The organism is Kocuria sp. CPCC 205258 (assembly GCF_040981005.1).
GTDB classification, from domain to species: domain Bacteria; phylum Actinomycetota; class Actinomycetes; order Actinomycetales; family Micrococcaceae; genus Kocuria; species Kocuria rosea.
In genome coordinates, this window is sequence record NZ_JAVKPS010000001.1 from 502,617 (window position 1) to 525,374 (window position 22,758).

20 protein-coding genes are annotated in these 22,758 nt (G+C 73.8%); 7 read left to right on the forward strand and 13 right to left on the reverse strand.

Annotation, left to right across the window (positions count from 1 at the left end; all coding sequences use genetic code 11):
- Nucleotides 1–29: 29 nt before the first annotated feature.
- Nucleotides 30–581, reverse strand: coding sequence for a hypothetical protein (locus tag RF644_RS02340; RefSeq protein ID WP_368795203.1), 552 nt, complete (start codon nucleotides 579–581; stop codon nucleotides 30–32).
- Between the two features lie 336 nt (nucleotides 582–917).
- Between RF644_RS02340 and RF644_RS02345 the strand changes: the two genes are divergently transcribed.
- From RF644_RS02345 to RF644_RS02355, 3 genes are all read left to right on the forward strand, one after another.
- The gene (locus RF644_RS02345; RefSeq protein WP_368795204.1) at nucleotides 918–1,877 is read left to right on the forward strand and encodes a BTAD domain-containing putative transcriptional regulator; all 960 of its coding nucleotides are present in this window, start codon (nucleotides 918–920) and stop codon (nucleotides 1,875–1,877) included.
- 158 nt (nucleotides 1,878–2,035) lie between these two features.
- Nucleotides 2,036–2,701: a response regulator gene (locus tag RF644_RS02350; RefSeq protein WP_368795205.1), complete on the forward strand. Its 666-nt coding sequence runs from the start codon at nucleotides 2,036–2,038 to the stop codon at nucleotides 2,699–2,701.
- Complete coding sequence (locus RF644_RS02355; protein ID WP_368795206.1) at nucleotides 2,698–4,089, forward strand: sensor histidine kinase; 1,392 nt, start codon at nucleotides 2,698–2,700, stop codon at nucleotides 4,087–4,089. The genes RF644_RS02350 and RF644_RS02355 overlap by 4 nt, the downstream gene beginning before the upstream one ends.
- A 37-nt stretch (nucleotides 4,090–4,126) precedes the next feature.
- Here the strand turns inward: RF644_RS02355 and RF644_RS02360 are convergent, their stop codons facing one another.
- From RF644_RS02360 to RF644_RS02385, 6 genes are all read right to left on the reverse strand, one after another.
- Nucleotides 4,127–5,179 carry an LLM class flavin-dependent oxidoreductase gene (locus RF644_RS02360; RefSeq protein WP_368795207.1) on the reverse strand — a complete coding sequence of 351 codons (1,053 nt, stop codon included), beginning with the start codon at nucleotides 5,177–5,179 and terminating at the stop codon, nucleotides 4,127–4,129.
- Between the two features lie 91 nt (nucleotides 5,180–5,270).
- Nucleotides 5,271–5,972, reverse strand: a complete 702-nt coding sequence (locus tag RF644_RS02365; RefSeq protein WP_368795208.1) for a hypothetical protein — start codon at nucleotides 5,970–5,972, stop codon at nucleotides 5,271–5,273.
- 172 nt (nucleotides 5,973–6,144) lie between these two features.
- Nucleotides 6,145–7,995: a gamma-glutamyltransferase gene (gene ggt, locus RF644_RS02370; RefSeq protein WP_368795209.1), complete on the reverse strand. Its 1,851-nt coding sequence runs from the start codon at nucleotides 7,993–7,995 to the stop codon at nucleotides 6,145–6,147.
- Between the two features lie 45 nt (nucleotides 7,996–8,040).
- Nucleotides 8,041–11,571 carry a proline dehydrogenase family protein gene (locus RF644_RS02375; protein ID WP_368795210.1) on the reverse strand — a complete coding sequence of 1,177 codons (3,531 nt, stop codon included), beginning with the start codon at nucleotides 11,569–11,571 and terminating at the stop codon, nucleotides 8,041–8,043.
- Between the two features lie 131 nt (nucleotides 11,572–11,702).
- Nucleotides 11,703–12,176, reverse strand: coding sequence for a DUF2867 domain-containing protein (locus tag RF644_RS02380; protein WP_035925446.1), 474 nt, complete (start codon nucleotides 12,174–12,176; stop codon nucleotides 11,703–11,705).
- Between the two features lie 87 nt (nucleotides 12,177–12,263).
- Nucleotides 12,264–12,662 (reverse strand): NUDIX hydrolase, encoded by a 399-nt coding sequence (locus RF644_RS02385; RefSeq protein WP_368795211.1) that lies wholly within the window; start codon nucleotides 12,660–12,662, stop codon nucleotides 12,264–12,266.
- 129 nt (nucleotides 12,663–12,791) lie between these two features.
- On the opposite strand from RF644_RS02385, the gene RF644_RS02390 reads away from it, so the two are divergent.
- Nucleotides 12,792–13,865: a low specificity L-threonine aldolase gene (locus tag RF644_RS02390; protein WP_368795212.1), complete on the forward strand. Its 1,074-nt coding sequence runs from the start codon at nucleotides 12,792–12,794 to the stop codon at nucleotides 13,863–13,865.
- Nucleotides 13,866–13,954: 89 nt separating this feature from the next.
- On the opposite strand, the gene RF644_RS02395 is transcribed toward RF644_RS02390, so the two are convergent.
- Complete coding sequence (locus RF644_RS02395) at nucleotides 13,955–14,578, reverse strand: TetR/AcrR family transcriptional regulator (RefSeq protein WP_368795213.1); 624 nt, start codon at nucleotides 14,576–14,578, stop codon at nucleotides 13,955–13,957.
- Between the two features lie 239 nt (nucleotides 14,579–14,817).
- Between RF644_RS02395 and RF644_RS02400 the strand changes: the two genes are divergently transcribed.
- The gene (locus tag RF644_RS02400) at nucleotides 14,818–15,531 is read left to right on the forward strand and encodes a DUF899 domain-containing protein (protein WP_368795214.1); all 714 of its coding nucleotides are present in this window, start codon (nucleotides 14,818–14,820) and stop codon (nucleotides 15,529–15,531) included.
- 35 nt (nucleotides 15,532–15,566) lie between these two features.
- Here RF644_RS02400 and RF644_RS02405 read toward each other — a convergent pair whose 3' ends face one another.
- The 5 genes from RF644_RS02405 to eat form a co-directional block, all read right to left on the reverse strand.
- A complete protein-coding gene (locus RF644_RS02405) occupies nucleotides 15,567–16,343 on the reverse strand; it encodes a 3-oxoacyl-ACP reductase (protein WP_368795215.1) in 777 nt (258 codons plus the stop codon).
- A 72-nt stretch (nucleotides 16,344–16,415) separates the two neighbouring features.
- Nucleotides 16,416–17,777, reverse strand: coding sequence for an aldehyde dehydrogenase (locus RF644_RS02410; RefSeq protein ID WP_368795216.1), 1,362 nt, complete (start codon nucleotides 17,775–17,777; stop codon nucleotides 16,416–16,418).
- Complete coding sequence (locus tag RF644_RS02415; RefSeq protein WP_368795217.1) at nucleotides 17,774–18,604, reverse strand: gamma-glutamyl-gamma-aminobutyrate hydrolase family protein; 831 nt, start codon at nucleotides 18,602–18,604, stop codon at nucleotides 17,774–17,776. Before RF644_RS02415 ends, RF644_RS02410 begins: the two co-directional genes overlap by 4 nt.
- The gene (locus RF644_RS02420; protein ID WP_035925425.1) at nucleotides 18,585–19,967 is read right to left on the reverse strand and encodes a glutamine synthetase family protein; all 1,383 of its coding nucleotides are present in this window, start codon (nucleotides 19,965–19,967) and stop codon (nucleotides 18,585–18,587) included. The genes RF644_RS02415 and RF644_RS02420 overlap by 20 nt, the downstream gene beginning before the upstream one ends.
- Before the next feature lie 80 nt (nucleotides 19,968–20,047).
- On the reverse strand, nucleotides 20,048–21,478 hold the full coding sequence (eat, locus tag RF644_RS02425; protein WP_368795218.1) for an ethanolamine permease: 1,431 nt from the start codon (nucleotides 21,476–21,478) through the stop codon (nucleotides 20,048–20,050).
- Between the two features lie 182 nt (nucleotides 21,479–21,660).
- On the opposite strand from eat, the gene RF644_RS02430 reads away from it, so the two are divergent.
- Together RF644_RS02430 and RF644_RS02435 are read left to right on the forward strand one after the other, a co-directional pair.
- Nucleotides 21,661–21,801: a hypothetical protein gene (locus tag RF644_RS02430; RefSeq protein ID WP_368795219.1), complete on the forward strand. Its 141-nt coding sequence runs from the start codon at nucleotides 21,661–21,663 to the stop codon at nucleotides 21,799–21,801.
- A 174-nt stretch (nucleotides 21,802–21,975) separates the two neighbouring features.
- Nucleotides 21,976–22,734, forward strand: a complete 759-nt coding sequence (locus RF644_RS02435) for a FadR/GntR family transcriptional regulator (protein ID WP_368795220.1) — start codon at nucleotides 21,976–21,978, stop codon at nucleotides 22,732–22,734.
- Nucleotides 22,735–22,758: the final 24 nt, after the last annotated feature.

Below are 22,758 nucleotides of genomic sequence, written 5' to 3' on the forward strand. Positions count from 1 at the left end.
CTGTCCCCCGACCGGGTCGTTCCGTGCGGTCAGCGTCCTCTGCTGCCGCTGTGGTGTTCGGTACCCATCGACAGACGCACGTCGCCGGCTCCGGCGAGGGTCAGTTCGAGGGCTTTGTCGGGCACCTCGAAGACCAGCTCCGCCTGCACGGTCTCGTTCTGCGCGAGCGGGGCCTCGGGCGGCGACGCCCAGGCGACCTGCGACGTGCGGCCCCCGAGCCGTTCCACCACGTAGTCGTCGGCGTCGAACTCCAGGCCTTCGGGCTCCATGGCGGTGAGCTCCAGCAGGACGACCACCAGGTGGGCGCCGCTCGGAACGTCTCCGGTGAGCTCCGCCGGGACGTCCCGTCCCTCCTGGGCGACGAACTGCGTGTACGGCATGACCCCGTTGAGACGCGCGAGCCCTCCGGGCACGGACCCGGAGGCGCCGAGCATCGTGCCCGGCTCCTTCTCCGCGGAGAGGGCACCGTGCGTGAGCACCAGGAGGACCGCCAGCAGGAACAGCGCGGGCGGCATCCAGCGGTGGCGTCTCCGCCGGGCCGGTGGGGTGTCGATGACGGCTGTTGATTCCTGAGTGGTCATGACCCCACGCTCGGCACGGAACCTTGGAGAAACGTTGCGGTGCGGACCGATCACCTCCGCACGTCGTCCAGTCGGGGGACAGCCACCCCGTGTTCATGACGTTCCATGTCGCCGACCAGTGCCTGCGAAGGCTGCGGTCGGGCCTGTCCGGCCCTCGGGGCGGGCTGCTTCCAGGCGGTCGAGTCGAGTCCCGGACTCCCGGGGCCGGCGCCCTGCGCGCCGGTCGTTCCCGTTGGCACACCCCTCGGATGGGGGGTGCCCCACCCCCCATCCGGTGCTGTTGGCCGAGGGGAGCCGACCGCCATAGTGAAGGCACTTCGGGGGGGAGTGATCACCATGGATATTTCCGATAGCAACGTAACGGCCGCAGACGGCCCCACGGGAGCCCGGCTGTCGGTGCAGGTCATCGGTCCGTTGGTGGTCCGGCGCGGGAGCCGGACCCTGACGTCCAAGGAGCTGGGGGGTCCCCGGCAGCGGCGGATCCTCGAGATCCTTCTCCTGCACCTGGGGACACCGGTGTCGAAGCAACGACTCGTCGATCTGCTGTGGGGGGACGACGCGCCCGCGGCGGCTTCCGCGAACCTGGAGAGCTACGTCAGCGTTCTGCGCCGGCACCTCCAGCCCGGGCAGGGCAGGAACGGACCGCTGAGGACCACGAACGGCGGCTACGTCATCGACGCCGCCCTGGTGGATCTGGACCTGCCCCGCTTCGAGCGGCTGCTGGAGACTGCGATGTGCTCCTCCGCCCGGGAGGCGGATCTGCTGCTCCACCGCGCGCTGGACATGGCCTCGGGCTCCCTGCTGGAGGACGAGCAGGACTGCGAGTGGATCGAGTCCCAGCGCAGCGCCTTCGCGGCTCGTGTGACCGAGGCCCGTGTGCTGCTGGCCGAGGCAGACCTCGAGCTGGGCCGCTGCGAGGAAGCCGTGGTCCAGGCCCGGAAGGTGGTCGCAGTCGATCCCCTGCACGAACGCGCCTGGACCGTGCTCGTGCTCGGGCTCGAAGGGGCTGGGCGCTCGGTCGAGGGCCTGCAGGCCTACGAGCAGTGCCGGCGGACCCTGGACCACGAGCTGGGATGCGCTCCGTCCGGGGTGCTGCAGTTGGCCTACACCCGCATGCTGCAGGCCACGGCCGCGACCGGCGACGAGCTGGGCCAGGCCCTGACGGCCCTCCTGGTGCTCCACAGCCGGGCCGGCGACCCCGACTGGATCCCTGGCGCCCGCGTCCCGCTCGCCCGGCAGGAGGCGGCCTCGGTGCTCCAGGCCTTCCTGGGCCGCAGCCTGAGCACGGCCGCATAGGGGGCGGAGTCGTGAGCTGGTGCAGCCGACGGCGTTTCCGAACCGAATATCCCCTTGTCAACCCCCAAACAGGTGACACCCGCCCGCTTGGTGTCCATGATTTGCAATCGGCATACTACCCACACGTAGTACGGGAACTGCCGGGGGGCTGGTCCGAGATGGACGATGACATTGCGGAGGGGCGCGCGGCGCGCACCTCGATCCTGGTGGTGGACGACCACACCACGTTCGCGGAGCTGCTGACCGGCGCGCTGGGCCAGGAGCCGGACCTGTGCGGCGTCGGCGTGGCCGACGACGTCGAGTCGAGCGTCCGCCTGTGCGCGGCGCTGCGGCCCGATGTGGTGGTCATGGACTACCACCTCGCCGGGGGCAACGGGGTGACCGCCTCCGCCCGGATCCTCCGGGACCAGCCAGGGACCCGGATCGTCATGCTGACCGGCGACCCCGCCCAGCACGTCCTCGAGGCCGCCGCGAGCACCGGGATCTGCGCGTTCCTGCCGAAGGACGGCTCGCTCGCGACCCTGCTGGAGACCATCCGCAGCGCCCGCTGCGGCACGATGGCGGTCCACCCCTCACTGCTCGCGACCACGGATCCGGCCCGGCGGCCGGACGCCGGGGTGCCGGCGCTCACCCGGCGCGAGCTCCAGGTCCTGCGCCTGATGGCCGAGGGGCACAGCGTGGGCGCGAACGCACGGCTGCTGAACATCACCCCGAACACCTGCCGCGGCTACGTGAAGACGATCCTGGTCAAGCTGGGAGCGCACTCCCAGCTGGAGGCTGTCGCCGTGGCCTCGAGGCTCGGCCTGCTGACGGCCCGACCATGAGACGCCTGCTCTCGCGCGCGGACCGCGCCGACCCGGGGGCCACGGTCGTCTTCGACGACTGGCCGCTGCCCCCGCCGGCCCCGCCGACCGACCGGTCCGAGGTGCGGGCAGCCGTGCGCAGCTTCCTGCTCACCGGGCTCGTGGTCCTGCTCGTCGCGGCCGTCCCGGCAACGTGGTGGATCCGGGCCGTCGCCGAGGAGCACGCCGTCGACAGCGTCCTGCGCATCACCCAGCGGCTGGCCACCTACGCCGTGGCGCCCTTGATCACCGACGACCTGCTCGCGGGCGACGCGGCCGCCACGGCCCAGCTGGACGTCAGGCTGCAGCCGTGGCTGGCCGACGGCACCATCCACCGGATCAAGATCTGGGACGCGGACGGCACGGTCCTGTACTCCGACGAACGCTCCCTCATCGGGCAGAACTACGGCCCGCCCTCGTGGGACGAGGAGCTCGTGGCCCGGGGCGAGGGGGTCGCCACCATCGAGCACCAGCAGGCGGCGGAGAACTCCCACGAGTCCGGGGCCGGGGACCTGGTCGAGGTCTACGTGGGGTTCGTCCCCGCCGGCGGCGAGCAGCTCGTCTTCGAGGCGTACTACGACGACTCGATCGTGCGGGACGAGCAGCGCTCCGTGCTCTTGGGCATGGCCCCGGTCGTCCTCCTGACCCTGGCGCTGCTGCAGCTCGCACAGCTGGCCCCTGCGGTCAGCCTCGCCCGCCGGATCCAGGACCACCGGACGGCCCGCGCCCAGCTGCTCCAGCATGCCGTGGACGCCGCCGAGCTGGAACGGGTGCGGGTCGCCCGGGACCTGCACGACGACGTGATCCAGGACCTGGCCGGCCTGTCCTACTCCCTGGAGGCCCAGGAGATGACGGCCGACGTCCCGGAGCAGCGCAGTGCGCTGGGCCGGTCCCGGACGATCCTGCAGGGCAGCCTCCGCACCCTGCGCGGGATCACCACCGCCCTGTACTCCCCGGACCTGCTCACCCTGGGGCTGCCGAAGGCCCTGGCCCGGCTCGCGGACCCGCTGGCCCAGCGGGGGATCGACACGTCCGTGCAGATCGGTCCCGCGGTGTTCCTCACCCCCGAGCAGGAGGGCATGCTCCTGAAGGTGGCGCGGGAGGCGTTCGCGAACATCTCCAAGCACGCCCACGCGTCCACGGTGAGCCTGCGCCTCGGCGTGGAGCACGGCGCCACGGTGCTGACGATCAGCGACGACGGCACCGGCTTCGACGACTCCCGGGGCTCCCCCGAGGGCCATCTGGGCCTGCGGATCATGCGGGACATCGCCGACGCCGCGGGGGCCGCGCTCGAGGTCCGGTCGCAGCCGGGCGTCGGCACCACGGTGCTCGTCACCCTGCCCCACGACGCGGTCACGACGCGGCTCTGAGCGGCCCGCCCGGGGGTCCGGCCGCCGGGGCGCGGGGCTACGCGGCGGTGCCCGCGGGCAGGTCGGCGGTCATGTCCTCGACGTAGCGGCGCACCTCCGTGCCGAAGAGCTCGATGCTGCGCCGCATCCGGGCGTGGTCCAGGGTGCCCACCGCGTACTTGAGGTCGAAGCGCGAGGCGCCGAGCGCCGCCGAGGACCGGACGATTTTGCGGGCGACCGTCTCCGGGGAGCCCACGAAGTAGGCGCCCTCCGGCCCGCACATGGCGTCGAACTCCGCACGGGTCAGCGGGCCCCAGCCGCGCTCCCTGCCGATCCGGGCGTGCGTGTACGCCTGGTGCGGGAAGAACTCCTCGCGGGCCTGCTCGTCGGTCTCCGCGACGTAACCCGGGGAGTGGAAGGCCACCGGCTGCGGCTCCTTCTCGAAGTGCTCAAGGGCCTGGCGGTAGTAGTCGGCGAAGGGCGCGAAGGCCGAGGGGCTGCCGCCGATGATCGCGAAGATGACGGGCAGCCCGTAGTGGGCGGCGCGGACCACCGAGTTTGGCGAGCCGCCCACGGCGATCCACGTGCGCAGCGCGCCGGCCTCGGTCTTGGGATACACCTCCAGGCCCTGGATGGGCGCGCGCAGCCGGCCCTGCCAGTCGATCCGGCCCTCGCTGCGGAGGCGGTCGAACAGCTGCAGCTTCTCCTCGAACAGCGCCTCGTACTCGTCCAGCGGGTAGCCGAACAGCGGGAAGGACTCGGTGAAGGAGCCGCGGCCCAGGATGACGTCGGCGCGGCCGGAGGAGAGGGCGTCCACGGTGGCGAAGCGCTGGTAGACCCGCACCGGGTCGTCGGAGCTGAGCACCGTCACCGCGGAGCCCAGGCGGATCCGCTCCGTGACCGTGGCGATGCCGGCGAGCACCGTCTCGGGCGAGGAGACCGCGAAGTCCTCCCGGTGGTGCTCGCCGATGCCGAAGAAGTCCAGTCCCACCTGGTCGGCCAGCACCGCCTCGGCCACGACGTTGCGGATCACCTGCGCCCCGCCGAGCATCCGCCCGTCCGGCCCGGGGTAGAGGTCGCCGAAGGTGTTCAGGCCGAGCTGGATGGTCATGCGGGGCTCCTCGTCGCAGATTTTGTGGATGCATCCATAAAAGTCGTCGGCGGGCCGGCTTATTCCGGTGCCGCTGCGGCCGGGGTCCGGCTCAGCGGGTGAGCCATTCCCAGGCGGTGTGCTTCTCGGGGCCGGGGACGCCGCTGACGATCCACGCGATGTCGTCGGTGGGGAGGGGGAACAGGGGCTCCCCCTCCTGGTCGGCGGGCTCGAGCTCGTCCACGTGCTCGAGGCTCCACAGCTCGGCGAACACCTGGGTGGGACCGCGCCGGTCCACCAGCCGTTCGCGGACCTCCTCGGCGAGCTCGTCCAGGTGGTCCTGCAGGAACCCGGCGAGCTCCGCCGCGAACCCCCCCGTCCCCTCCTCCGCCGGATCGACGTCCCACGTCTGCCGCACGACCGCCAGGACCTCGTCGTCGCCCAGGGGGGCGCCGTCCCGGCGGGGGTCGGGCGCCCCGGCGGGGGCCGGCTCACCGGCGGCGACGGCCAGAAAGCGCTCCTGGAGGACGAACAGCGCGGCGACGGTCATCAGGTCGCGCACCCGCCGGCCGACGGCGTCGTCGTCCTCCGGCCCGGCGGCCGCGCCGTCGACACCCCCGCCGGCGAGGCCCTCCCAGGCGTGGCGCACCCAGGCGCGGACGCGGTCGGGCTCGCCCGAGCGGATCGAGGACGGGCGGATCGAGGACGGGCGCCACCCGGCCGTGGCCGCCCGCCACCGGTCGTCCAGGGCGGGGTCCCCCGGCACGACGGGCTCGGAGGGGCCGGGGCGGTCGGCGGGCGGGTGGCTGAACACGGTGCGGCTCCTGGGTCGGACGGACGTGGCGCGGGACGCGCGGTCCGGACCCAGCCTAGGACTTGTTCCGGCGGTCCCCGGCCCTGTCCGCGGCGGACGGGGCCCGGGGCCTCAGCGACGGGTCAGCGGCGGGTCAGCGGCAGGTCAGCGGCAGGTCAGCCACAGGGCGGCATCACGGCTCGGGGTGCACCACCATGGCGGAGCCGCCGTAGCCGCGCTCGGTCTCGGCCGCCGCCTCGAAGCGGCCGTCGCCGAGGATCCGGATGGCGGAGGCGTTGCCGATCCAGCGGCGCGGGGGCGGGACCAGCTCGTGACCCAGATCGCTCAGCTGACGGCCGACCTCGGACTCGGCCAGGCCGAGGTCCACCTCCTCGGCCCCGTTGCGGGAGCTCAGCCGGGGCGCGGCCACGGCGTCGACGAGGGCGAGGTCCCGGTCGATGTGCCCGGTGAGGATCTGCGCCACCGTGGTGATGATCGTGGCGCCGCCCGGGGAGCCCACCGACATCCACGGCTCCCCGTCCCGGAGCACGATCGTGGGGCTCATCGACGAGCGGGGCCGCTTGCCCGGGCCGGGCAGGTTCGGGTCCGGCACGCCCTCGGTGACGGGCGCGAAGTTGAAGTCGGTCAGCTCGTTGTTGAGCAGGAAACCGTGGTCCGGGACCGTGATCCCGGAGCCGCCGGTCTGCTCGATGGTGAGGGTGTAGGAGACCACGTCGCCCCACCGGTCGGCCACGTTGAGGTGGGTGGTCGAGACGCCGCCCACGGGCTCGGGCTGACGGGCCGCGGCCGTCCCGCAGGCGGCGTAGTCCCCGTCCGGCTCGCCGAAGGGGATCGGCCGCTCCTGGGCCGCGGCCGGGTCGAAGAGGCAGGCGCGCTCGTCGGCGAACTCCTGGCTCAGCAGCTCCGCCACGGGCACGCCCTCCACATCCCCGATCCACCGGTTGCGATCGGCGAAGGCGGTCGCCGTGGCCTCCGAGAAGCGGTGCAGGTACTGGGTCCCGGAGACCTCGTCGAAGCCCGTCCCGGTGCGCTCGTCGTAGGCCTCCAGGAGGTTCAGGGTCTCGGCCACCGTGATGCCGCCGGAACTGGGCAGCCCCATGCCGTAGACCTCCAGGCCGCGGTACTCGGTGGAGACCGGGTCCTTCAGCAGCGCCTCGTAGGACCCCAGGTCCTCGAGGGTCAGCTCCCCGGGGAGCACCTCCACGCCCTCGGCGGTGGCGGGCTCCCGGCTCGCGTCGACGACCGCCGCCCCGATCGACCCGTCGTAGAAGGCGCCGGTGCCCTCGTGCCGGATGGTGCCGTAGGTGCGGGCGAGGTCGGGGTTGCGGAACACGGTGCCGACCGCGGGCGCCTCGCCGTCGCGCAGGAACAGCTCCGCGGTCTCGGGGAACCTCCCGAAGCGCTCGGCGTTCTGGGCGGTCTGCTCCTGGAAGTTCTCGTCCACCACGAAGCCGCGGGCGGCGATCCGCTCCGCGGGCCGCAGCAGCCGGTGGAGGTCCATCGTGCCGAACTCCTCGGCCGCGGTCTCCCACGTGGCCAGGGTGCCGGGCACGCCCACGGACTTCCCGGAGCTGACCACGGTGGCGAAGTCGAGGGGCTCGCCGTCCTCGCCCAGGAACTCGTCCTCCGTGAACGTGGCCGGGGCCGTCTCGCGCCCGTCGACCGTGCGGACCTCGCCGGTCTCCGCACTGTAGTGCACGAAGAACCCGCCGCCGCCGATGCCCGCGGAGTACGGCTCGGTCACGCCCAGGGCCGCGGCCGCGGCCACGGCGGCGTCGGCGGCGTTGCCGCCCCGCTCGAGCACGTCGATGCCGACCTGGCTCGCGAGCGGGTCCACGGAGGAGACCGCGCCGCCGCCGCCGGTCATGACGGGGACCTTGGGCAGCTCGGCGGTGACGGGCGAGCCCCGGCCCCCGTGCTGCCGATCGTCGTGCGCGACGGCCGCGGAGCCGCCGAGAACGGTGCCGGAGACGCCGAGCGCTCCGGCCAGACCCAGTGCGAGGTACCTCAGGGATGCGCGCATGGGCTCAGCCTCGCACCGGCGCCTCGTTCCCACCAGGGGCGACGCCTAGATGTCGACCGGTGGCGCCGGGGTGCCCAGGCCCGGCGAGGACGCGATCAGCCGGCGCACCACCGTCTCGGCGTCCGTCGAGGGGTTCCCGAAGCGGTGCATCGTCACGGACACGGCCTGCTCCGCGAGCAGCGGGAGCATCTCCACCCGGGAGGCGCCGACCACCGGCCCGGTGAGCAGAGCGACCTCGGGCCGCTCGGCGAGCGCCTCGGCCAGGCCCGGCGCGGTGCCCACCACCCGGATCCGTCCGGCCCCGCTCGGATCGGACCAGTCGGCGGCGACCCGGGCGAAGGCCTCGTCACCGCAGGGGTCCAGCACCGAGCGGAAGAGCTCCTGCACCTCCGGGGGGACCTCCCCCGCGGGGACGAGGACCGCGCGGGCGCCGGAGCGCACGGCGGCCAGCCCCACCCGGATCACGTCCGTGAGCGGGGCGTCCTCGGCCGCGCGCACGACGACGTCGCGCGGGCGGTAGCGGAACAGGTTGGCCTCGGACTGCAGGCCGGTGGGGTCCTGGGCGCGGCCGAACTCCCTGTCCCACCACGCCTGGTCCTGCTCGGCGCAGGCGGTCAGCCAGGCGGCGTCCGGCTCGGGCACGAGGGGGCGGAGCTCCGCGAGGTGGTGGGCGACGGACGCGGAGAGCTCCGTGCCGGCCTGCTCGGAGGAGGCCTCCGCGAAGGGGGCCTTCTGCCACGAGCCGAGCTGGACCAGGTAGTTCGGTCCGCCGGCCTTGGCGCCCAGGCCCACCGAGGACCGCTTCCAGCCGCCGAAGGGCTGGCGCTGGACGATCGCCCCGGTGATGCCGCGGTTGACGTAGAGGTTGCCGGCCGCGACGAGCTCCACCCACGTGCTGACCTCGTCGGGGTCCAGGGAGTGCAGCCCGGCGGTCAGCCCGTACTCGACGGCGTTCTGCAGCTCGATCGCCTCCTGCAGGTCCGCGGCCTCCATCAGCCCCAGGACGGGGCCGAAGCACTCGGTGCGGTGGAAGAAGGAGCCGGGGGCCACCCCCGTCCTGATCCCGGGCCGCCACAGCCGCCCGGTGTCGTCGAGCTGCCGCGGCTCGAGCAGCCACTGCTCCCCCGGGTCGAGGCGGGTCAGGGCGCGGTGCAGCTTCTCGCCGGGCTCGGCGATCACCGGGCCCACCGAGGCCTGCAGGTTCTGCGGCCAGTCCACGACCATCGAGGACGCGGCGTCCAGCAGCTGCCGGCGGAACCGCTCGGACCGCGCCACGCTGCCCACGAGGATCCCGAGGGAGGCCGCCGAGCACTTCTGCCCGGCGTGGCCGAACGCGCTGGTCACGAGGTCCCACACGGCCCGGTCCCGGTCCGCGCTGGGCGTGATGACCAGGGCGTTCTTGCCCGAGGTCTCCGCGGTCATCGGCCGCCCCGCCCGCCAGGACTGGAAGAGCCGGGCCGTCTCGTAGGCGCCGGTGAGGACGATGCGGTCCACCCCGGGGTGAGAGACGAGGGCCTGCCCCACCTCCCCCTCCACGGAGTCGACGAGCTGGAGCACGTCCCGCGGCACGCCGGCCTCCCACAGCGCCTCGACCACGGCGGCCGAGCAGCGCCGGGCCTCCGGGGCGGGCTTGTGCAGCACGGCGGCGCCGGCGGCCAGGGCCGCGACCGTGGAGCCGGTGGGGATCGCCAGCGGGAAGTTCCACGGCGGGGTGACCAGCACGAGCCGGTCCGGGACGAACCGGGCGCCGTCCACGGTCTCGAGCTCGAGGGCGCGGCGGGCGTACCAGCGGCAGAAGTCGATCGCCTCCGAGACCTCCGGGTCCGACTGGCCCAGGGTCTTGCCCGCCTCCGCGCCGGCCACCGCCAGCAGGTGCCCGCGGCGGGCGGCCAGGACGTCGGCCGCCCGGTTGAGGATCTCCGCCCGCTCGCGGGCGCCGCGGCCGTGCCATCCCTCGGCGGCGTCCCGTCCCGTGCGCACGAGCCGCTCGACGTCCTGCGCGCCGACGGGGTCGGGCACGGCCAGGGCCTCGTACCAGGACCGGTCCGGGATCCGGGCCGCGATCCCGTCCGCCCACGCCTGGTTCGCGGGGACCGAGACGTCGGTGTCCGGCTCGTTGCGGAAGGGCTCCTCCAGCGGCAGGTGCGCGGACCCGGCGCCGGGCGCGGTGCGGTCCTGGGCGCGGGCGGGGGCCGGGGCGGTGTCCTGCCGCGGATCCAGCGCCTCGAGGGCGGCCCGGAAGCGCTGCTCCTCCCGTGCGAAGACCTCGTTGTCCGGGGCCAGCTCGAAGATCCCGGACATGAAGTTCTCGTGCGAGGCGTTCTCCTCGAGCCGGCGCACGAGGTAGGACACGGCCACGTCGAACTCGGCCGGGCGCACGGCGGGCACGTAGAGCAGCAGCTGCCCGACGTCGGCGCTCACGGCCCTCGCCTGCTCGACCGCCATGCCCTGGAGCATCTCGAACTCGATCCGCTCCGTCACCCCGCGGCGCTCGGCGAGCAGGTGGGCGAAGGCGATGTCGAAGAGGTTGTGCCCGGCCACCCCCAGCCGCAGCCCCGTCATCCGGCCGGGCACGAACAGCCAGTCGAGGACCCGCTTGTAGTTGGTGTCGGTCTCCTGCTTGCTGCTCCACGTGGCCAGGGGCCAGCCGTGCAGCTCGGCGTCCACGCGCTCCATGGGGAGGTTCGCGCCCTTCACGAGCCGCACCTTGATCCCCGCGCCCCCGGCCTCCACCCGCGCGGCGGACCACGCCGAGAGCCGCCGCACCACCGCGAGCGCGTCCGGCAGGTAGGCCTGGACCACGATCCCCGCCTCGAGACCCCGCAGCTCCGGGTGCTCCAGGAGACGGGTGAACACCTCGGTGGTCAGGTGCAGGTCGGAGTAGACCTCCATGTCGAGGTTGATGAACTTGCTCCCGGCCGGGGCCTGGGCGGCGGCCCGGTAGACGGGCAGCAGCCGCTCGACGACCTTCGCCACGGTCGCCTCGAAGCCCCAGTGGGACAGCTGCGGGACCACGGAGGAGACCTTGACGGACACGTAGTCGACGTCGTCCCGGTCCAGCAGCGCCGCGGCGTCGGCGAGGTGCTTGTCCGCCTCCTCCACGCCGAGGACCTCCTCGCCCAGCAGGTTGATGTTGAGCCGGTGGCCCTGGGCCGTCAGCTTCTTCACGGCCTGCCCGAACGGCCGGGGGCGGGCGTCGACGATCATGTGGCCCACGAGCTGGCGGAGCCGGGTGCGGGCGGCGGGGACGACCACCTGGGGCGCCGAGGCAGAGAGCGCGGCCCCGAGCCGGATCTGGGTGCGGTCCGCCGCGGACATGGTGCGGGGCACGATCTCGGCGAGCGCGTGCAGGGCCCGCCCGGCGGCCCGCACGTCCTCGGTGCGCACCACCCGGTCGACGAAGCCGACGGTGAACTCGAGCCCGTGCGGGTCCTGGAGGACGGTGGCGAGCCGGTCGGCGGCGCCGTCGCGGTGCCGGCGGCCCTCGGCGGCGCGCACGAGCCACTCGCGGACCAGGGCGACGGCCTCGTCGGCCAGGGCGCGGGAGTCGGGGACGGACGGGGCGTCGGCGGTCATGGCGGCACTCTCCTGGAGGCTGCGCCCGGCAGCGGTGCCGAGGCACTCCCTCGGCCGCCGGCCGCGTCCACCGGGCGTCACGGTGGCCGGTGAGTCCACGCTACGGCCGGAGCGGCCGGGGCGGAAGAGCCCTAACCGCCCGCCTGCCGCAGGATGTCCGTGGCGAGCCGGCCCAGGACGGCCTTGTGCGGGGCGAGCATGGCGTACCAGTACGCCCGGCCGGCCGGGCCCGCGGGGCGGAACACCGTGGTCTGGCGGTAGACGAGCGTGCCGTCCGGTCCCGGTTCCAGGCAGATGTCCAGCCAGGCGTCCCCCGGCATCCGCACGACGGACCGCAGCCGCAGCCGCCGCGGCGGCTCGAGGGCCTCGACCGTCCACCAGTCCAGGCGCTCCCCGGCCGCCAGGCGGTCCGGGTGCTCGCGGTGGCGCAGCCGCCCGGGCGGGAGGTTCAGCCGGTTGGCCGTGGCGCGGGCAGCCCAGAGGCGGTCGGTGCTGTACCAGCCGCGCTCGCCGCCGATGCCCTCGACGACCGCCCAGACCGCGTCCCGGTCCGCCGTGGTGGTGCGCTCCACGGTGTCGACATAGAAACCCCGCGTCTGTGCCATGCCCCTATCCAAGCACGCGCCCCGGGCCCGGACGAGACTCCGGGCGGGGACGGACTCCGGGGGTCCGGTCCGGACCGGGCCGGGCGCTCAGGCCGGGCGGATCCCGAACCGGGCGAGATGCTCCAGCAGGCCGTCGGTGGTCTCGAGCCCCGGCAACTCCTCCGGGGCCACCCAGCGCACGGCGTCGGCGTCGTCGCCGGGGCGCAGCACACCGCCGAGGTAGGTCGCGGCGACGTCGTGCACCTCGTACACGAGGCCCGGTCCCCCGGGGACGTGCACCACCCCCAGCTCGCGCTCCGCGCGGACCCGGGCGCCGGCCTCCTCGAAGGCCTCCCGGACGGCGGCCTCGGCCACGGTCTCGCCCGGCTCCAGCTTCCCGCCCGGCACGCTCCAGCGCCCGCGCTGGGGCTCCCGGCCCCGGCGGACCAGCAGCAGCCGGCCGTCCTCCCCGACGACCACCGCCGCGGCGGCCCGGACGATGCGCATGCCCCGAGCCTACCGACGGCCCGTGCCGGGCGGTCCCGGGCGGGGGGGCCGACCGGACTGCCCCGGCGGGGGCGCGAGTAGAGTGCGAGTGCCGCCCGGCACACCGCCGATCCACCGGAAGGGCCACCCGTGACCGACTCCGTCCTGTCCCGCCTGCACGACCCCGCCCGGAAGGGCTTCGCCAGCGACAACCACGCGGGCGTCCACCCCGAGGTGCTCAAGGCCCTGGCGACCGCCAACGGCGGGCACGTGGGGGCCTACGGCGCGGACCCCTACACCGAGGCGCTGCAGGACGTGGTCCGCCGGCACTTCGGCGAGCAGGCGGAGTGCTATCCCCTGTTCAACGGCACAGGAGCGAACGTCGTGGCGCTCGCGGCGATGACCGACCGCTGGGACGCCGCGATCTGCACCGCCACGGCCCACGCGCACGTGGACGAGTGCGGCGCCCCCGAGAAGGTCGCGGGCGTGAAGATGCTGGCGGTGCCCACCCCGGACGGGAAGCTCACCCCGGAGCTGATCGACCGGGAGGCGCACGGCTTCGGCTTCGAGCACCACGCCCAGCCCCGCGTCGTCACCGTCACCCAGTCCACCGAGCTCGGCACGGTCTACACGCCCGAGGAGCTGCGGGCGGTCTGCGAGCACGCGCACGGCCTGGGCCTGACGGTCCATCTGGACGGCGCCCGCCTCGCCAACGCCGCCGCGGCCCTGGACGTCCCGCTGCGGGCGCTGACCACCGATGCGGGCGTGGACGTGGTCTCGTGGGGCGGGACCAAGAACGGTCTGATGGGCGCGGAGGCCGTCGTGGTGCTCACCCCGGACGCCGTGCGCCAGCCCCGGTTCGTGCGCAAGCTCTCGACCCAGCTGGCCTCGAAGATGCGCTTCGTGTCCGCGCAGCTGCTGGCCCTGCACACGGGGGACCTGTGGCTCGAGGCAGCCCGCCGCGCCAACGCGATGGCCGGGCGGCTGGCGGCCGGGATCGCGGAGGTCCCCGGCGCCCGGGTCACGCAGACCCCCCAGGCCAACGCGGTCTTCGCGGTGCTCCCGGCGGGGACCACCGCCCGGCTGCAGGAGCGCTGGCCGTTCTACGTGTGGGACCCGGCCGTCGGCGAGGTCCGCCTGATGTGCTCGTGGGACACCACCGAGGAGGACGTGGACGGGTTCGTGGCGGCGCTGCGGGAGGACCTGGTCGCCGCTGCCCGCTGACCGGGCGCCGCTCGCGCGACCGCGGGGAGCCGCCCGGGCTCCCCGCGGTCGCGCGAGCGGCGCAGGCCCCGCGGCACGGGCCCGGCGCGTCAGGCGATCCCGGTGATGATGTCGTCCACGACCCGCTCCGCCCACCGGTCGATCCGCTCGGGGCTCTGCCCGCGCAGGGGGCCGTGGACCACGAGCTCCGCGAAGCCGTGCACGGCGCTCCAGCAGGCCCATTCCGCGCCGTCCCGCCGCTCGCACGAGAGCGCGCCTGCCTCGACCATGTCGTCGAGCGCCTCCACCAGCAGCGCGAACGGCGGCGGCAGGCGGTCGCGGGGGTCGTGGAACACGTCGCCCGGCCCGCCGCCCGGCCCGAAGAAGGCCGTCGCGAACCACCCCGGCTCGGCCACGGCGAAGGCGATGTAGCCGAGCCCCACCCCGCGCAGCCGGAGCCGCGCCCGGTCCTGCGGATCGAGGTCCCCCGCCACGGGCATCCGCGCCCGCATCCGCTCGGCCATCCGGTCCTGGATCTCGTGCGCGACCGCCGCCAGGAGGGCCTGCCGGTCGGCGAAGTGCCGGTACGCGGCGTTCGGCGAGACCCCCACCTGCCGGGTGACGTCGCGCAGCCCCAGGGCCGCCGCCCCCCGCACCCGCGTCGTGGTGAGGCCGGCGTCCACCAGGGCCCTGCGGAGGTCGCCGTGGTGGTAGGAATCCCGTGTGCGCGGCACCCTTGACCTCTCTTTCCATCGATGTGTACGGTGTACACACTCTACTGGTCCACGATGTCGTGGGACGACGGCGCACCCTCTGGACACGGACGGAGGAGTCCCGGCATGCGGACCCTGGTCATCACCGAGAACGTCACTCTCGACGGCGCGGTCGAGATGCTCGACGCGCGGTCGTTCGGGTCCGGGGTCATCCACGCCGCCCACCAGCCGGCCTGAGGCCGGACCGAGGAGGATCTGCCATGACCAGCACAGGACGGCCCCGTGTCGTCGACCAGGAGACCTGGCAGCGGGAGCTCGACGCGCTGCGCGTCCGGGAGAAGACCGCCACCCGGGAGCTGGACGCGATCGCGGCGCAGCGCCGCCGGCTGCCCATGGTGGAGCTGCCGGACTACACGCTGGAGGGCGAGGACGGGCCGGTGCGGCTCGTCGACGTCTTCGACGGGAGGCGGCAGCTCATCACCTACCACCACATGTGGTTCCCCGGCGAGACCTGGCAGTGCGGAGGGTGCACGAGCTTCACCTCGCAGTTCACCCGCCTGGACTTCCTCGACAACTACGACGCCCGGTTCGTGGTCGTCACCCAGGGCCCGATCGACAAGGCCCTCGCCTACCGCCGCCGCGTCGGCAACCGCATGACCTGGTACTCCACCGCCGGCAGCCCGTTCGGCGCCGACGTCGGGGCTCCTCCGGGCGGCGGCTTCGCCCTGAACGTGTTCTTCCGAGACGGGGACACGGTCCACCGCACCTGGCACAGCAGCGGCCGCGGTGTCGAACAGATCAGCCACACCTTCCCGCTCATCGACCTGCTGCCCTGGGGGCGCCAGGAGGAGTGGCAGGACTCCCCCGAGGGCTGGCCGCAGTCGCCCACCTTCAGCGGGTGGCTCGGCTCCGAGGAGGTCGCCGCCCTCTACGGCGAGGAACCCGTGAACCGCCCTGCCGCCCCCGCCGACTGACCGCGGGGAGCCCGGCTGACCACGTCACGGCGGGGTCACACCGGGGTGACGTAGGCCCCGGCGATCCCCCCGTCCACCAGGAACGTGGCGGCGTTGACGAACGAGGCGTCGTCGCTGGCCAGGAAGGCGACCGCCGCGGCGATCTCCTCCGGCTCCGCGAACCGCCCGGCCGGCACGTGCACGAGCCGGCGCTGGGCCTGCTCGGGGTCCGCGGCGAACAGCTCCTGCAGCAGCGGCGTGTTGACCGGGCCCGGGCACAGCGCGTTGACCCGGATCCCCTCCCGCGCGAACTGCACGCCCAGCTCCCGGCTCATCGAGAGCACGCCGCCCTTCGAGGCGCTGTAGGAGATCTGCGAGGTGGCCGCGCCCATGACGGCCACGAAGGACGCGGTGTTGATGATCGACCCCCTGCCCTGCTCGCGCATGTACGGGATGGCGTGCTTGCAGCAGTGGAAGACGCTGGTGAGGTTGACCTCCTGCACCCTCCGCCACGCGTCGATCCCGGTGTCCAGGATCGAGCCGTCGTCGGTCGGGTTGATCCCGGCGTTGTTGAAGGCGACGTCCACCGACCCGTAGGCCTCGTAGGTCGCCGCGTAGAGCGCGACCACGTCGGCCTCGTCCGCCACGTCGGTGCGCACGAACATCCCCCCGACCTCCTCGGCGGCCGCCTCCCCGGCCGCGGGGTTCAGGTCCGCGACGACGACGTGCGCGCCCTCGGCGGCGAGGCGGCGTGCCGCGGCGAGACCGATGCCGCTGCCCCCTCCCGTGATGACGGCGCTGCGGCCGACCAGACGGCGGGCGTTGACCTCCATGGGTCCTCCTTCGGTGGTGGGGGTTCGGTGGTGGGGGTCCCCCGGGACGGGACGAGTGGTGGAGCGGCGGCGTCAGCCGGTGGCGAGGAACACGTTCTTGGTCTCGGTGAACGCCTGCGGGGCGTCCGGGCCCAGCTCCCGGCCGAAGCCGGACTGCTTGAAGCCGCCGAAGGGCGTCCAGTAGCGCACCGAGGCGTGCGAGTTGACGGAGAGGTTCCCGGCGTCGACGGCGCGGGAAACCCGCAGCGCGCGGCCGACGTCCCGGGTCCAGATCGACCCGGAGAGCCCGTACTCGGTGTCGTTGGCGATCCGGACGGCGTCCGCCTCGTCCTCGAACGGCACCACGGCGAGCACGGGGCCGAAGATCTCCTCCCGGAACACCCGGGAGTCCGGGGACGGGGTGAGCACGGTCGGCGGGAACCACCAGCCGGGGCCCTCGGGGGCGGTCCCGCGGAAGGCGACCCGGGCGTCGTCGTCGGCGAGGAAGCCGGCCACGGAGTCCCGGTGCGCGGCGGAGACCAGGGGGCCCATCCGCGTGCCCTCGTCCCACGGGTCCCCGCAGGCGAAGTCCCGCACGGCGGGCTCCAGCAGCTCCAGGAACCTCTCCAGCACGGAGCGCTGGACCAGCACGCGGGAGCGGGCGCAGCAGTCCTGGCCCGCGTTGTCGAGGGCGCCGGCGGGGGCGGACGCGGCGGCCTGCTCCAGGTCGGCGTCCGCGAAGACGATGTTGGAGTTCTTCCCGCCCAGCTCGAGGGTCAGGCGCTTGACCTGCTCCGCGCAGCCGGCCATGATCCGCCGGCCCACCTCGGTGGAGCCGGTGAACACGACCTTGCGCACGGCGGGGTGGGTCACGAAGCGCTCCCCCACCACCGAGCCCCTGCCCGGCAGCACGGTGAGCACACCCTCGGGCAGCCCCGCCTCCAGCGCCAGCTCCCCGAGCCGGATCGCGGTCAGCGGGGTGAGCTCGGCCGGTTTGAGCACCACCGTGTTGCCGGCGGCGAGCGCCGGGGCGAAGCCCCACGCGGCGATCGGCATGGGGAAGTTCCAGGGCACGATCACGCCCACCACGCCCAGGGGCTCGTGGAAGGTGAGGTTGACCCCGCCCTGGACGGGGATCTGCCGCCCCGAGAGCCGCTCGGGCGCCCCGGAGTAGTAGGTCAGCACGTCCCGGACGTTGCCCGCCTCCCAGCGGGCGTTGCCGATGGTGTGCCCCGCGTTGCGGACCTCCAGGGCCGCGAGGTGCTCGACGTCGGCGTCCACCGCGTCGGCGAAGCGGCGCAGCAGCCGGGCGCGGTCGGCGGGGGCGACGGTCCGCCAGGTCTCGAAGGCCCGCCGGGCCCGTTCGATCGCCGCGTCCGTCTGCTCCAGGGAGGTCAGCTCGACGGTGCCGACGACCTCCTCCGTGGCGGGGTCGATGATCTGCGTGGTGCTCATGGGATGCGGGTGTCCTCTCGCTGTGGAGCGTGCTCTGCCCGGCCGGTCCCCCCGGGGCTGTCGTGCCGGGCGCTGTGCTGCCGGGCGCGGTCCTGCGCGTAGCCGTGGGCCACGCGGACGAATCCCTCGAAGAGCCGGGAGTCCTTCCGGTTCTCCTCGGGGTGGAACTGCACGCCGAGCGTCCAGCCGCCCTCGGTGGTCTCCACGGCCTCGACCGTCCCGTCCTCGGCGCGGGCGGTCACCACCAGGCCCTCGGCCACCGTCTCCAGGGCCTGGTGGTGGTAGCACGGGGACCACGCCGTCTCGCCCAGCAGCTCGCGGCAGCGGCTGCCCGGCTCGGTGGCGAACTCGACCTCGCCGTACCGGCCCGGTCCGGGCTGGTAGCGCGCGGCGTTCGCGTTGACGTCCGGCAGGTGCTGGATCAGCGTGCCGCCGAGCGCCACGTTGAGGATCTGGGCGCCGCGGCAGATCGCGAACAGGGGCACCCCGCGCTCCAGGGCCGCCCGGGTCAGGGCGAGGTCGTGCTCGTCGCGGGAGGGCTGGGACGAGGTCAGCTCGTGCCGCTCGGCGCCGTAGAACCGCGGGTCCACGTCCACGCCGCCGATGACGACCAGCCCGTCCACGAGCTCGAGCACCCCCGGGTCCGTGCCCACCGGGGGCAGCAGCAGGGGCGTGCCCCCGGCCGCCGCGACGGCCTCCACGTAGGCGCCCGGGACGATCGCCGCCACGGAGTTCCAGACCCCCCAGGAGCCCTCCTGGTAGTAGGTGGTCAGGGCGATCCGCGGCCGGTACCCGGGCCCGCCCGGCTCAGAGGCGCTCGAAGCCACGGCGCAGCTCCCAGTCGGTGACGGCGGCCTCGAAGGCCGCCAGCTCCACGTCGGCGTAGTGCACGTAGTGCTCGACGACGTCCTCGCCGAACAGCTCGCGTGCGAGCTCCGAGCCGGCCAGCAGGTCCCGGGCCTCGCGCATGGTCGAGGGCACCACGGGGGCGTCGGACTCGTAGGCGTTGCCCTCGGTCATCGGCTCCAGCTCGAGCTCCTGCTCCACGCCGTGCAGCCCGGAGGCGAGCATCGCGGCCAGCGCCAGGTACGGGTTCACGTCCCCGCCGGGGAGCCGGTTCTCCATCCGGGCGGACTGCCCGCTGCCCACGAGGCGCACGGCGCAGGACCGGTTGTCCACGCCCCAGGCCACCGAGGTGGGGGCGAAGCTGCCCTCGACGAAGCGCTTGTACGAGTTGATGGTGGGGGCGTAGAACAGCGTGAACTCGCGCATGGTCCGCAGCACCCCGGCGATGAAGTGCTCGTAGGTGCGGGACCGGGCGTTCCGCTCGCGGTCCCAGAAGACCAGTTCGCCGTCCGGTCCGCGCAGGGACATGTGGATGTGGCAGGAGCTGCCCTCGCGCTCGTTGGGCTTGGCCATGAAGGTGATGGACTTCCCCTGCTGGTGGGCGATCTGCTTCGAGGCCAGCTTGTAGACCACGTGGTTGTCCGCGGTGACCATGCCCTCGTCGTAGCGGAACGCGATCTCGTGCTGGCCCAGGTTGCACTCGCCCTTCGCGGACTCCACGGTCAGCCCGGCCGCGTACATGGCGTTGCGGATCTCCCGCAGCAGCGGCTCGACCCGCTGGGAGCCCAGCACGGAGTAGTCCACGTTGTACTGGTTGGCCGGGACCAGGTTCCGGTAGCCGGCGTCCCAGGCGTCCTCGTAGCTCGTGTTGTAGACGCAGAACTCGAGCTCGGTGCCGGTGACCATGGTGAAGCCCATGTCCCGGGCGCGGTCGAGCTGGCGGCGCAGCATGGACCGCGGGGACATCGGGATGGGCTGCCCGCCGTGGCCGGTGAGGTCGCACTGGATGAGGACCTGGCCGGGGTTGTGCGGCATGAGCCGGATCGTGTCGAGGTCCATGGCGAACTCCATGTCCCCGTAGCCCGAGGACCAGCTGCTGATCGAGTACCCGCCCACGGTGTTCATCTCCGTGTCCACGGCCAGCAGGTAGTTGCAGCCCTCGGCGCCCTCGTCGAGCACCGAGTCGAGGAAGAACTGCGCGTGGTTGAGCTTGCCCTGGAGCCGGCCCTGCATGTCGGTGAAGGCCAGGACCACGGTGTCCACGAGCCCGTCGGCCACGTGCTGCCGCAGCTGCTCGACGGTGAGCATCCGGTCGTTGCGCGGGTGCTGAGGAGTCTGGGTCATGGGTCCGGTCCTTCGTCGCTGGGATCGCTGGGATCGCTGGGGTGCTGGGGTCGCTGGGCGGGGAGTCGGGCGGGACGGGGTCAGTGCAGGTCCGCCTCGGCGGTGCGGATCTGCGCGAACTCCTCCTCGGGGGCGTGGCCCACGAGGCGGTGGCGGCTGTAGAACCAGTAGTAGGCGAGGAAGACGACGAACACGAGGGCCGTGATGGACGCGGCGAGCACGTCGACCAGGAACGTGGCGACCACGGCCACGAGCGCCAGCACCAGGGCGATGCCGGTGGTGACCACGCCGCCCGGGGTGCGGTAGCCGCGCGGGAGGTCCGGCTCGCGCAGCCGCAGCACGATGTGGGAGAGGTTCAGCAGCACGTAGGAGACGGTGGCGCCGAAGACCGCGATGTTGATGAGCAGTCCGCCGTCGCCGGTCACGGCCGCGAGCACGAAGCCCACGGTGCCGGGCACGATGAGGGCGACCCACGGGGTCCTGCGCTTGCCGGTCAGCGAGAGGAAGCGGGGCAGGTACCCCGCCCGGGAGAGCGCGAACAGCTGCCGGGAGTAGGCGAACATGATGGAGAAGAAGCTCGCGACCAGCCCGGCCAGGCCCGCGTAGTTGACGATGTCCGCCATGACGCTGTCCGCCCCGGCAACCGTGCGGATGGCCTCCGGCAGCGGGTTGTCCGAGGTGCTCATCGCCTCCGACCCGGCCGCCCCGGGCACCAGGACCAGCATGAGCGCGCCGGAGACCAGTAGGAAGGCCATGGCCACGATGATCCCGCGCGGCATGTCCCGGCGGGGGTCGGCGGTCTCCTCGGCGGCCAGCGGCACGCCCTCGATCGCCAGGAAGAACCAGATCCCGTAGACCAGGGCGGCCATCGCCCCCGCGTAGCCCATGGGCAGGAACGAGCTCGCCCCCACGGCGTCGTTCGGGACGATGTCGAAGAGGTTGGCGGCGTCGAAGTGCGGCACGAGCGCGACGACGGTCACCCCCAGCGCGAGGACCGCAACCACGGTGATCCCGAACATCAGCTTGAGCGCCTCGCCCACCCCGTACATGTGGATGCCCATGAACACCAGGTAGGTCACGAGGTACACGGGCCAGGAGTTTGTGATCCCGAACAGGCCGAGCGCCTCGATGTAGCCGCCGATGAACGTGGCGATCGCCGCCGGGGCCACGGCGTACTCGATGAGCACGGCCATCCCGGTGGCGAAGCCGCCGAGGGGGCCGAGGGCCCGGCGGGCGAACCCGTAGCCGGCGCCGGCCGTGGGGAGCGTGGAGGAGAGCTCGGCGAGGCCGAAGACCATGCAGGTGTACATGAGGCCCATGAGCACGAAGGCGATGAGCAGCCCGCCCCACCCGCCCTCGGAGAGCCCGATGTTCCATCCGGAGAAGTCCCCCGAGATGACGTAGGCGATGCCCAGGCCCGCGAGCAGGACCCACCCCGCGGCCCCGGAGCGGAGCTGGCGGTGCTGGAAGTACTCGTCGGTGCGGGCGGGCTGTGCTGGGGAGTCGGGCATGGGACGATCCCTCCGGGATTCCACAAAGGTCTGAAAACAGACGTTTGGCGCGAGTGGTCACAGTCTGTGGGTTGCCCCCTGCCTCGTCAAGACCCCGCGGCGCGCGGTCGGGTGGTCGCCGAGCGGCGCCCGGGACCGCGTCGCGGTGGAGCCGGCCCCCCGCATGCCGCAGAATGGTGGGCATGAACCAGACCAGCTCCTCAGCCCCTGACCGCCCCGGCCGCGCCCGCTCCTGGGCCTTCATCGCCATCACGGCGGGCTTCCTCGTCTCGGCCGCCCTGATCATCGCGGTGGGCGTGGTCGCCATGGATCTCACCCACTAGGACCTCGGCCGGCCGTCCCGGCCGGAGGGAGCGGCGCGCCGTCCGGACCGGGCGGCGCGCCGCTGCTGCTCGTGGCCCCGGCCGGCGCGCGCGGTGGGCGGGGTCCCGCCGGAGGCGGTCCCCGGGGACCGTGACACCATGGGCGCACGTCGCACCGCAGGGAGGAGCGCCACCGTGAGCGATCCCGTCCAGCACCCCCGCATCCGGCCCGTGCGCCAGGGCAATGCCTTCGAGGAGGCCGTGGAGCGGATCCTCGACTCGATCCGGCTCGGCCTGTTCCGCCGGGGCGAGCGGCTCCCGCCCGAGCGGGAGACCGCGGCGATGCTCGGCATCTCCCGCGCCACGCTCCGGGAAGCCCTGCACGAGCTCCAGGTCGCCGGGGTCCTGGAGGTGGTGCGGGGCCGGTACGGCGGGACCTTCGTGACCGGCCGCACCGCCCTGCCGGACGAGGCCCTCCCCCCGGTGGACCCCGCGGACGTCGAGGACGTGCTGGTGTTCCGCGCGGTGGTCGAGCCCGCCGCGGCGGAGCTGGCCGCGGCGGCGTCCCTCAGCGCGGCCGCCCGGGAGCACCTGCTCGCGTGCCTGCGGCAGGTCGAGGAGAGCACCCCGGAGGACTACCGCCCCGCCGACGCGCGCTTCCACATCGCGGTGGCCGAGCTGGGCGGCTGTCCCAGCCTGGTCCGCGCCGTCGCGGAGGTGCGCTCGCGGGCCAGCGACCTGCTGGACCGGATCCCCGTCCTGCCGGTCAACCTCGAGCACTCCGACCGCCAGCACCGCGAGCTCACCGACGCCGTCCTGGCGGGCGACGCCCCCGCCGCCCGGGCCGCTTCCCTCGCGCACCTGGAGGGCACGGCCGCGCTGCTGCGCGGCTTCCTCGGGCACGCCGGGCAGTCCGACGACGACGCCCCCCGGGACGACCGCGGCCCGGTGTGACCCGCCGCCGCGCGAAGAACGGGC